Here is an 11,192-nt window from a genome sequence, read left to right as displayed (position 1 = left end):
CCAGATGAAAGAAACCTCCTTCATAGAACAAAACAAAGAAAAATGGAAGAAATTCCAGTCTTTGGCTTCAAATCAAACCAGTGATCCTGAAGAAATTGCAGACTTATATTCCGATATCACGGATGATCTGAGTTATGCTCAAACGTTCTATAACAAACGGACGGTTCGCGTTTATCTGAATCAAATCGCACAGGGAATACACAATCTCGTTCACAAACAACGAAAAGACTCCTGGAAGAAACTGTTTTCCGTTTGGCGTGTCTCCATTCCTTTGGAAATTTACAGATCCCGCAAAAACCTCTTGTTTGCGCTGTTCGTTTTCATTTTCTGGGCACTCGTAGGAGCAATTTCCACACATTTCAATCCTGATTTTCCACGAATGATTATGGGAGACGGATACGTTGAAATGACTTTGAAAAACATTGAAAAAGGAGACCCGCTGGGAGTTTATCACAGCAGCACACAAATCAAAATGTTCTTTGATATTACGCTTAATAATATCACGGTGGCCTTCTACACCTTCATTGCCGGAATTCTCTTCACCATCGGTACACATATCCTGATTTTCAACAACGCGATCATGCTGGGAGCATTTCAATATTTCTTCCATCTGAAAGGGTTGCTGGTTGTTTCTTTTTTAGGAATCTGGATTCACGGAGCATTTGAGATCAGTGCGATTGCCATTGCAGGCGGGGCAGGAATTACGCTTGGAAACGGGTTATTGTTTCCGGGTTCGTATACGCGCTTACAAAGTCTGCAACTTTCAGCAAAACGCGGGTTAAAGATCATGATGTCGCTGATTCCGTTTTTGATTGCAGCAGGGTTTCTGGAAAGTTTCGTGACTCATAACTACCAGGAATTGGCAGATTGGTCCAAATGGGCAATCATTACCATTTCTTTTTCCATTATCATTTTCTACTACATAATCTACCCGATGATCGTTGCAAGACGTCATCCGGAATTAGTACATGAAAGTGATCCTCCGATCAAAACATATGTGAACGTATTCGACCTGAATAAGATCCGGACTTTCGGACAAATATTTTCCGACACCTTTTCCTTTTACAGAGTTCACATCGGAAAAATCATGCGTTACAACCTGGTATTCACGATTCCGATCATTATCGCAGTTGTTATTTTCCAGGATTTGGTTCGCTACGAAGATTTGACGCATCAATACGAATACGACTGGGCTTCCCAGTTAAGTATCATCATGGGATTTGATGTCAAATCTATCAGTGATGTTGTAGTAACTTTCCTCTGGACGATTATCCTGAGCATTTTTACGCTTTCGATCCTTTATCATTTTAAAAACCAGGAGCAAAGAGCCGACCTGAAAGCTTTCACAAAGTTCATGCTTCAAAAACTGCCGGGAACCTGGCTGAGTCTGAGTTTTCTTTTCGCGATCTTATTTTACCTTCCATGGTATTGGATGTTCCTCGTTTTGTTTGTCGCACCATTCTTCTGGCTTCAGGCTCCGTCTGTTGTTTTAGGAGAAGAGTCGTTCGGAAAACGTTTCGGAAACGGGTTCAGATACAGCGCTAAAAATTATGGGAATGTGTTACTCGGGATTTCCCTGATGAGTTTGGTTTTATTCATTTTCGCACAGCCAATTGCTGCTGTGTTCAGCTACCAGGAGGTAAATTTCATGCGCGAACCGGCAATGGAAGACTTTTTGGATAAATTAGCCGATTTCATCAAAAATGTTTCCCGCTATTACACTACTGATTTCATGGTTCCGGCAAATATTGCCCGCCAGATCGTGTATATCGCGTTCATTTTATTCTCACTTCCTTTCTTTGTGATCATGATGGGATTCCTTTTCTATACCTCACAGGAACAAACACAATCAACAGGTTTGAGAAAACAATTTGCCAACTTTGGAAAACGCAAGCGTTACCAGGAAACATCTTTGGATTTTGATTAAGTGGCTTTTACATATCGCTGTTGTTGTGTTTCCTTTGGTGCTTTCCGCTCAGGGCAATCCTTCCGGTGATGGAGCAAAAAAGGACAAGGAGCCGGGTACCCGTGAAAAGTGGGTTCAGCTTCGGGAAGAAAACGGATACAAACAATCCGAAAAGTATAAAGGTCCGGAATCCGATAATTATCAGAGCCCTTCCTCGATCAATGAATCTTCTTCGACAGGTTACGGAAGTTCAAACGGAACAACCAAGCCTTACCAGGGAAGTCCGTATTCTCCGAAAGATCTGGAACAGGGAAAAAGCGGAAGTGACGGCGATGGCGGAACAGGTTCCATCCAGGAAGATCCGAATATTGAACCTTCCCAACCGGTTGACGTTCCGGACTTCGATGCTCCGAAAGGGCCGAATTTGGACGGACCGGATATTTCCGGTGATTTTTGGAGATGGCTCGGAATCATCGTTCTGATCATTGCTCTTGCCATTCTAATCTATTTCATGGTCAAGAACAGAAGCCCGAGAGTAAAAACCATTCCGTTCGAAGCATTGGTTGAAGACCTGAATCCGGCAGAAATTACTAAAACCGAATTGGAATTGCGCCTGGATGAAGCTACAAATGAAGGAAATTACAAAGAATGTGTCCGGATTTATTTCTTGTTTGCCATGAAGGAGTTGATTCAGCGCAAATGGATTTTCTGGAAAAGGGAAAAAACCAATATGCATTACATCATTGAAATTCAGGGAAGACCCGGAGCAAGAGAATTTGAGCAAATTGTTTCCATTTACGACCTGGTTTGGTATGGTGATTATACCATTGATGCAAAAAGCTACGCAGTCATCGAACCAAAGCTAAAAGCTGCTTTCCAAAAAATTGAAAACGTCTGATGAACAAAAAAGTTATCATATCATTTTTGGCATTCGCACTTTTCATGGGACTGGTGGTTTGGTTTTTGGATGGCGCCGGCGCGAATAATACGCCCAAACACAAACCGAAACAATTCAGCTCAGATTGGAAAAAGGTTTATGACCTGAAAGATAAAAACCCGAGAAACATTGCCTTTTTCATGGATTTGCTGGATGTTCATGTGCAAGATTCCATTTACAATCTGAAATACTGGTCCGACCTGGAAAAGATTCCAAATCACGAGGAAGCAACGTATTTATTCATCGGTGATGATTTCGGGTTGAAAGACGAAGCCTACGATTCGATCATACATTATGCAGACAGCGGAGCAACTGTTTTTATCAGCTTCAATCACATTACAAACAATTTATACCAAAGACATTTTAAAGAAAATGCCTTTTACTGGGATTACAGCAAAGTGCTTTTTGCCTGGGTAGGAGATACAACGCTTCCTTTCTACCATGTATACGAAAATGACACGATCAATGAAGATTGGTATGCCTTTTCAGAAACGGAAATCATTGACACAAACTACCGTTCTTACTTGTTTGCGATGAAACACCCGATCGCATTCTACGAAAAACATCACAAAGGGAAAGTTCACTTCCATTCCGTTCCGGATTTGTTTGAAAATTATCAGGTCATTCAACCGAACGGATACGCACATACGCGCTTCGTTTTGAATAAAATTCCGAAAGACAAACCGGTCATCTTCCTCACGTGTGGAATTAACGTGCACGATTTCCAGGTCATTTCCAACGAGGATGCAGAATCTGACGGTGCCGAAAAAGAAGACAACTCGCTCATTCAGTTTATTCTCAAAAATCCGGCACTGCGTCTGGCATTCCTCTTACTCATCTTCCTGCTCTTACTTTATGTATTCTTCCGGGCAAAACGCAAGGAAGAAGTATTGGCTGGTTATACCGGAAAAAGAAACATGTCGCTGGCATTTGTAGAAACGCTTAGCTCCATTTACATTTCCCGGAACTCCCCGATCGGAGTGTTGCAGGTGATGCGAAAGAACTTCTACGCAACGATCAATAAGCATTTTTACGTGGACCTTTCCCGCAAGGAAAACATGGAACAAAACTTAGAGAAACTGATTGCGAAAGTTCCGTATGATTCTGAAAAGATTACGGATATTGTTCAAAGCCTGGATTCCCGGAAAAACAATGTCGACAACCGGCACCTGGGAATGGTTTATGCAAAAATCCGGGAGTTTTATATCGGAACGGGAATCATTCATCCGACGGAAAAATTCGTAGCATCCGATAAAGAGATTTCATTGGACAAATCCCTGTTTGTAGGTGCGTTTATCCTGTTAAACGGGTTGCTTGCACTGATGCGCGGATTGTATCTTCTTACTTTAGGAGGAGGAATCGGGATGCTGTTCGTGATTCCGGCAATGTTCCTGATTTATTTTGCATCCCGGTACATTCGTATTCCGGTGGTGACAATTAAAGCGAACGAGATTGTGATTTATGGATTGGTAGCCGGAAAACGGGTTGTCTCTTTAAATCAAACGATTCGTTGTACGATTGAAAAAAACCGTGTTGTCTTCGAATGTGAAGATGGAAACACGTTTATTATACGTCAAAGCTTGCTTTCCAAAAGAGCAAAGTCTGCTTTGAATCAATTTGTAGAATTCATTAAACTTCATAAATCATGATCCAGGAAGGAAATGACGATTTAGCGGCATTCATGCCAGGCAACGAAGATCAGTCAAACGAATCTTCAACGAATGCTGCTCCGCAAGAGCAAGAGAGTCTTTTGTCTCAGGAAGAATCTGCACTAAAAACAGAAGAAACAACTTCCTTTGTTCAGCGCGACCAAAGCGAATTGATCTGGGTTGCAGAAAAAGTGAACCGTGTTCGCGAAGAAATGCGCAAATACGTGATCGGGCAATCCGAAATGATTGAATTGCTTTTGGCGGGAATTTTCTCCAACGGACACATCTTGCTTGAAGGTGTTCCCGGAGTTGCAAAAACCTTGTCTTCCAAAGCGCTTTCACGAGTACTTCACGTAGATTTTTCCCGGATCCAGTTTACTCCGGATCTGATGCCTTCCGACGTAATCGGAACATCGGTTTTCAGCATGAAAGACAGCTCATTTAATTTCAAAAAAGGTCCGGTTTTCTCAAACATCGTATTGATTGATGAGATTAACCGCGCTCCTGCGAAAACCCAGGCTTCTTTGTTCGAGGTCATGGAAGAACGACAAATTACCTATGACGGAATCCGTTACGACATGTCCTTCCCTTTCCTTGTCATTGCAACACAAAACCCGGTTGAACAGGAAGGAACCTATAATTTGCCGGAAGCGCAATTAGACCGTTTCCTGTTCAAGATCAAACTGGATTATCCTACATTGGAGGAAGAAACGTTGATCCTGACGCGATACAAAGAACAAATCAAAGCTCCGGATCTGGAAGATATCAAAGCCGTATTTACAGCCGACGAACTTCGAAAAGTACAGTCAGTGGTTGAAAAGATCATTGTTGAAGACCGTTTGATCCAGTACATTGCTCAAATCGTAAACAAAACGCGTAATCACTCCAAGTTGTACCTCGGAGGATCTCCGCGTGCTTCTTTGTCTATTTTGAAAGCTGCGAAAGCTTTTGCTGCTATTCGCGGAAGAGATTTCGTGACGCCGGATGATATTCAGTTTGTGACAATCCATGTATTGAATCACCGTTTGATTCTGACTCCTGAGGCTGAAATGGAAGGAACGCATATCGAAGAAGTGATTCGCGAAATTGTTCAAACAATTGAAGTTCCACGTTAATGAAATTACTCGCAAGTTTACATCTCACACGTTTCTTTTTCCTCGTTGCAGGAGTTGGAATTGTGCTTGTCGGAGGAGCATTTTTTGCGCCCTTCCTTGGAGTTATCGGTAAAACAATCCTTTTTGTGTTGCTTTTTGCCCTGATTCTGGATGTGTTGCTTGTAAACCTGTTTAAAGAACCGATTCGTGTGCAGCGTAAATACATGCAGCGCATGAACCTCGGAGACGAAAACAAAGTGGTTGTTTCAGTTTTGAATCAAACCGCTCAACCGCTCCAGGTTGGTATCTATGAAGGTTATCCGCTCTTCATGCAAAAGCGTTCCAGGGTTTGGAACGTGGTCCTGCTTCCGAAAAAAGTAAAAGATTTCACCTATTCGTTTATTCCTACCGAACGCGGTGAATACGAATTCCGGGATGTCGTTATTTTCGTACGCTCGACCCTTTTCCTGGCTCAACGACGCATCATTATTCCTTTGGTAGAAACCATCGAAGTATATCCTTCTGTTCTGCAAATGAAACAGTACGAATTGAAGGTATTCAATCAGCAAACGGTTTCCCAGGGAATCAAAAAAGTGCGACGCATCGGAAATACCAGTGAGTTTGAGCAGATCCGCAATTACGTACAGGGTGATGACGTTCGAACAGTGAACTGGAAAGCAACCAGCCGGAAGAACGAACTGATGGTAAATCAATACCAGGAAGAACGTTCACAACCGGTTTATTGCGTGATTGACAAAAGCCGGCCAATGCAGCTGGCATTTCACAAAATGACCATGCTGGATTATGCGATCAATTCTACCCTGGTTTTCACCAATATCGCGCTTCGAAAAGGAGATCGCGCCGGACTCATTACCTTCTCAGATAAAATGGGTTCCATCGTTCCGGCAGAGCGAAATCAAGGTCAGTTGAAACGCATTCTCGAAAGTCTGTTCAATCAGAAAACACTGTTCAAGGAAGCAAATTTTGAGTTGCTGTACCAAACGATCCGTAAGCAGGTCAAAACACGTTCCTTGTTGCTTCTTTACACCAATTTCGAAAGCGAATTCGCTATGCGCAGAGCCTTGCCGATGCTTCAGCGCTTGAACAAGCGACATGTTTTGGTCGTGATCTTCTTCCAGAACAACGAATTGCAGGAATTGGCGCAACAGCCGGTTCATACGCACAAAGAACTGATCGAAGCTACGGTTGCCGACAAAATGTCGAACGTGAAATGGAACATTGCCCGCGAATTGCGCCAAAACGGAATCCAAACCATTCTTTCCAAGCCGGAAGATTTGTCCATTAATTCGATTAATAAGTATTTGGAGTTGAAGGCGAAGGGGGTGATCTAGAAGCGCCTAATTTCCATTAATTTCAAAAGATACGAATACTACAGACGCTCTTGTATTTTAGAAGCCAGCGCTTAAATGAGCCAAAGTAACTGAAGTAAAATCGAAAAATACATCATGAGAAAATTTATATTTATACTATCTATCTCTTTCAGCTTTCAAATAGCTGCACAAACATTACCTGACAAATTTGTTGATTTTTATGAAGAACTGGAAAGCGTTCCGTTTAATGAAAAATTTAAAATACTAGATAAGGCAATTAAAAATGCTCCTAATGAACCATGGTATTATTGGATGATGGCCAGTGTATATGATCTAAAAGGAGATAATGATAAAGCTATCGAAAACTTTGAAAAGTCTTTAAAGATAGACGCTAATTTCTCTGCAGCTCATGCTAGCTTAAGTCGTTTACTTCGATATAATTATATGGAAGACACAACGAAAATACTACAAGCTCTAGAACATATAAACACAGCGATAAAATTAGAGCCGAAAGAAGACTATTATAGAATTGATCGTGGTTACATCTATCTGTTATTGGGTAAGTTTGATCTCGCTGAAAATGAAGCAAACTACGCATTAAACCTTCCTGATTTTGATGTCATGGCGGCAGAACAATTAAAAATAGAAACACTTAATCTTGCTGGTAAAAAGGAGGAACTAAAAGAATTTGTTAAACAACATGATTTATCAAATGAAGGGGAATTTTTAGGAACTAACTTTTGCTTAATGCTAGCATCGGTTTACGAAGAAATTGGTGAACAAAATAAGGCATGTAAATTATATCATGGAGCTGCTGAGCCCTATTTAATAATGGAAGAGGAAATCCCTGAAGATATTTCTCAAAAGTTAAAAATTTGCAAGTAGTCAAATTAAATCAAGTAACTGTACCACTAACATCAACTAAAAGCAATAGGTAGAACAACCACAATCGAGAAGACTGTATTTCTCTGAAGGCTTTAAAAGCAACAAAAATGAAAGCACTATTTTCGTTCTTATCACTAATCCTTTTCTCATGCTTAGGAAACAATATCCGTAAAAGCAATCGTCTACCTAAAATTGACCAAACAGAAATTGAAATTGCTGAAATAAAGAAAAACCTGCATGATACAATCTCTGTTCAATTCAATGAAGAACAAATTTCCAAATTTGCAGATATCATCAATATGGATTCGCCAGCGGGGTTAAGAAAGGCGCTTCCTAAATATTGGGTATTTGTAAAATTTAAAAATGACTCTGTTATTCGTTATAAAATACTCGACACTTTCATCGGTGAAAAAGACTTATATGTGAAAACAAATCAAACAGCATATTTTAAAGAGGTCTATGAAAAAAACAAAAAGACGAAACATTCAATTTCTCTTAAATAATGCTTGAAATACATCTCCTTTTCCCAACCCTAAACCCCAATTCACTTTGAAAGTGTACCTTTACGCACATTGTGGCAATCATTGCGCGTAATTACAAAACGGCCAAAATGAAAAAAGAAAGGACAGCAACTCATTCAATAACGCTTGTCGATGATCCGACACCGGACAGGCGCATAAAAAGCGCTCATTTATTGCCGAGCCCGGAATCTCGCCTGGATTCCATGCTCGAAAAACCTCATCCGCTCAGTGATTCCGGTATTCCCTACCGCGATTTGACCAATCCTGAGACCAAAAGGGAAAGCATTCGTCAGTTGATTGACACATTGGATGTGAAACACAATTTGAGGTATCAGCGAACCCCGGATGACACTTATTGCAATGTCTATGCGTATGATTTTTGCTATTTCTCCAGGGTTTATCTACCAACTGTTTGGTGGACGGATGAATCGCTCGAAAAAGTGTTAAACGGAGAAGAAGTTGTACCCGTTTTTGACAAAACCGTTGAACGAATCTATTCAAGTGCTATCCACGACTGGCTTTTAAAATGGGGAGCTAGTTTCGGTTGGAAACGAATGACCGACCTGGATGAGATTCAACAGAAAGTAAATAACGAAGGTGGTGTTGGAATGATTTGTGCCAAACGAAAAATCAGAGGACTTTCGGGGCACATTGCACCCATTGTTCCGGAAACCAACACCAAAAAAGCATACCGGGAAAATGGAGTGGTGATTTATCCCTTGCAGTCACAGGCAGGAAAATTGAATTACAACTACTTTTCGAAAGCACGGAAAGACTGGTGGAATCATGAGCGGTATTCCTCGCATGTTTTCTATTACCATGATTAAACAAACATTGCTCAGCCAAACACTTAAATACGTTCATAATCCGATTAACATAAATGAAAGCAAATCAGAAACACAAATATTACTGGGGAATTGGATTAGAAAACGAAACCTACATGCAATTCGAAGAATCACTCAGTGTTTCTGGTGCATTTATACAAGAAAAAATCGGTTGTGAACGCTATAGCATTGATTACAGAACCTGCTACAAATCTGGAATTTTGGCAGATGTTCTGGAAAATGCTTTGGATAAAAACAAAAATTATACGGTGAGTCGGATGATCAATAGTCATTCGCTTGATAAACTGGATTTAAATTACCAACACAAGACTTTAGCAACGACCAAACCACCGGTCGACAATCCGGAATACCTTGGAAAATCAATTCTGGAGGCTTTTCTTGAAACTCAGCCGTACAATATTCAAAGTATGCTCACTCAAAAAAACAACCCGATGGGATCTGTAAACTTTGACGGCGACTCCATTGAATTTGTAACAAAATACTTTGAAAACAGAACAATCTCCGATTCTTGTGATGAACTGGCAGCTACGAAAAAATTATTCATCGATAAAATCAATGAATCATCGGTGCTAAACGGGAAGTTAAGCTTTCCCAATTACAACATCGGGCTCAACATGTTTATGTCCAACCAGGAACACCTGGTTCTGTTTAACAATGGAACGTATCATTTTCACATTACGTTGCCAACGTTAACAGAAAACAGCAGGATCATAGATTATCCCGGTTTCGATAAAATACACGCCAATGCCATTTATTTGTTGCAATGGTTCGAACCATTCTTTATAGCAACACTGGGCAGCCCGGATATTATGGGAGCAATGAGTACGAAGTATGATCTAAAAGAAAAATTCGCTTCCGGCTCCATGAGAAACGCCATGTCCCGCTACACCGGAGTTGGTACTTTCAACAAAGCGATGGCCAAAGGAAAGATTCTAACCTACCAGGTAGAAGAATTCAGAAAGCTCTTAAAGTTTGACAAAGAAGAAAATATTTGGTGGCGGGATCAGGTGGAATCAGAACTGGATTATGAATTGCTTTCTGATATCGGTTTGGATTTTAACCAGGAAAAAATGTATCAAAGCGGTTTCGAGTTCAGAAGCTTCGACGAATTCCCTGCAAGCTACTTAAATGATGTCCTTCTCGCGATTATTTTAATCTGTGAGCACTCTTTAAATCTTCCGGATGTAAGCTGGGGACACGACAGCGTGGTCTGGAACAATTTAGTTTTCAAATCGCTAAAAAATGGCCATTTGACGGAAATAACCGAATCCGAAAAGAACGAAGTTTTGGATTTGTTACACCTGAATTCATTCAAAACCGAATTTGACACAATCGGGATGCTGGACGAATTCTTCTTTAAAATCCTGGCTGTATTGCATGGAAAATACAAAGACGAAAACACCTGCATCGACCCGATGGTCGGTCAAAAAACCACCTCTGCCCCTAAATGGGATAATTTTAATAAATACCAGGTGGAGCAGCATTTGAAACAGATAAATGGTTTAGGGTAATTTGCTAGAAGTAATCTCAGATAAAAGCAAAAAATGAAAACTCACATCACATTTAAACTTTTAATCCTGTTAACATCCATTGGGCTGCTGTCAGGCTGTGATAAACATCGTGCAAAAAAATTATCAGGAACATATTCCTGCAAAGTAGCATATCACTATTGGGACATGACGCCATCAACTAGTGATTCTACCTATCAGGAAGATCTTGAAATAAAACAAAATGGCAAAAATGTAATCGTATTGGGAACTTCCATTCCGATTGATTCACTGTGGAAAGAAAAAGAATATTACGAAGGGAATGCCCACAATTACATCGAAGTATTGTTCAAAAAAGATAGCATCTACATTACACGTTCGAGTGGTGGATTAGGCGGAAATGCTTCCTGGAAGTACCGGGGAAGCAAAAAATAGGATTCGGATAGAAAGAATGAACATATGTGGAAAGCTGATTATTTAAATCTGGATGAACTCATTACCTTTCTGGTAGAGAAAATTGAATTTGATTCACAAAAC

General features: G+C 40.6%; 10 protein-coding genes. All 10 read left to right on the top strand.

The window, feature by feature from the left end; genetic code table 11:
* Positions 1–1,927: stage II sporulation protein M (locus tag Q1V93_RS03475; RefSeq protein WP_300661490.1), on the top strand; the 1,927-nt coding region annotated here is incomplete at its 5' end.
* On the top strand, positions 1,920–2,804 hold the full coding sequence (locus Q1V93_RS03470) for a hypothetical protein (RefSeq protein ID WP_300661488.1): 885 nt from the start codon (positions 1,920–1,922) through the stop codon (positions 2,802–2,804). The genes Q1V93_RS03475 and Q1V93_RS03470, both read left to right, overlap by 8 nt.
* The gene (locus Q1V93_RS03465) at positions 2,804–4,492 is read left to right on the top strand and encodes a hypothetical protein (protein WP_300661486.1); all 1,689 of its coding nucleotides are present in this window, start codon (positions 2,804–2,806) and stop codon (positions 4,490–4,492) included. The genes Q1V93_RS03470 and Q1V93_RS03465 overlap by 1 nt, the downstream gene beginning before the upstream one ends.
* A complete protein-coding gene (locus Q1V93_RS03460; RefSeq protein WP_300661484.1) occupies positions 4,489–5,607 on the top strand; it encodes a MoxR family ATPase in 1,119 nt (372 codons plus the stop codon). The genes Q1V93_RS03465 and Q1V93_RS03460 overlap by 4 nt, the downstream gene beginning before the upstream one ends.
* Positions 5,607–6,938 carry a DUF58 domain-containing protein gene (locus Q1V93_RS03455; RefSeq protein WP_300661482.1) on the top strand — a complete coding sequence of 444 codons (1,332 nt, stop codon included), beginning with the start codon at positions 5,607–5,609 and terminating at the stop codon, positions 6,936–6,938. Before Q1V93_RS03460 ends, Q1V93_RS03455 begins: the two co-directional genes overlap by 1 nt.
* A 114-nt stretch (positions 6,939–7,052) precedes the next feature.
* On the top strand, positions 7,053–7,802 hold the full coding sequence (locus tag Q1V93_RS03450; RefSeq protein ID WP_300661480.1) for a hypothetical protein: 750 nt from the start codon (positions 7,053–7,055) through the stop codon (positions 7,800–7,802).
* Between the two features lie 107 nt (positions 7,803–7,909).
* Positions 7,910–8,305, top strand: coding sequence for a hypothetical protein (locus Q1V93_RS03445; RefSeq protein ID WP_300661478.1), 396 nt, complete (start codon positions 7,910–7,912; stop codon positions 8,303–8,305).
* A 107-nt stretch (positions 8,306–8,412) separates the two neighbouring features.
* Complete coding sequence (locus Q1V93_RS03440; RefSeq protein ID WP_300661477.1) at positions 8,413–9,150, top strand: hypothetical protein; 738 nt, start codon at positions 8,413–8,415, stop codon at positions 9,148–9,150.
* 53 nt (positions 9,151–9,203) lie between these two features.
* Complete coding sequence (locus Q1V93_RS03435) at positions 9,204–10,679, top strand: hypothetical protein (protein WP_300661475.1); 1,476 nt, start codon at positions 9,204–9,206, stop codon at positions 10,677–10,679.
* A gap of 33 nt (positions 10,680–10,712) precedes the next feature.
* Positions 10,713–11,090 (top strand): hypothetical protein, encoded by a 378-nt coding sequence (locus Q1V93_RS03430; protein ID WP_300661473.1) that lies wholly within the window; start codon positions 10,713–10,715, stop codon positions 11,088–11,090.
* The last annotated feature ends 102 nt before the right edge of the window (positions 11,091–11,192 follow it).

Source organism: Fluviicola sp. (genome assembly GCF_030151805.1).
Classification (GTDB): domain Bacteria; phylum Bacteroidota; class Bacteroidia; order Flavobacteriales_D; family Crocinitomicaceae; genus Fluviicola.
The sequence above is the reverse complement of the archived record's forward strand: the minus strand, read 5'-3'. Positions and strand labels throughout refer to the sequence as shown.

Bases quoted from the DNA above. Each gene is read 5' to 3' on its own strand.
- Q1V93_RS03440 (WP_300661477.1), top strand. From the start codon at position 8,413: ATGAAAAAAGAAAGGACAGCAACTCATTCAATAACGCTTGTCGATGAT.
- Q1V93_RS03450 (WP_300661480.1), top strand. From the start codon at position 7,053: ATGAGAAAATTTATATTTATACTATCTATCTCTTTCAGCTTTCAAATA.
- Q1V93_RS03430 (WP_300661473.1), top strand. From the start codon at position 10,713: ATGAAAACTCACATCACATTTAAACTTTTAATCCTGTTAACATCCATT.
- Q1V93_RS03445 (WP_300661478.1), top strand. From the start codon at position 7,910: ATGAAAGCACTATTTTCGTTCTTATCACTAATCCTTTTCTCATGCTTA.
- Q1V93_RS03455 (WP_300661482.1), top strand. From the start codon at position 5,607: ATGAAATTACTCGCAAGTTTACATCTCACACGTTTCTTTTTCCTCGTT.
- Q1V93_RS03465 (WP_300661486.1), top strand. From the start codon at position 2,804: ATGAACAAAAAAGTTATCATATCATTTTTGGCATTCGCACTTTTCATG.
- Q1V93_RS03435 (WP_300661475.1), top strand. From the start codon at position 9,204: ATGAAAGCAAATCAGAAACACAAATATTACTGGGGAATTGGATTAGAA.
- Q1V93_RS03460 (WP_300661484.1), top strand. From the start codon at position 4,489: ATGATCCAGGAAGGAAATGACGATTTAGCGGCATTCATGCCAGGCAAC.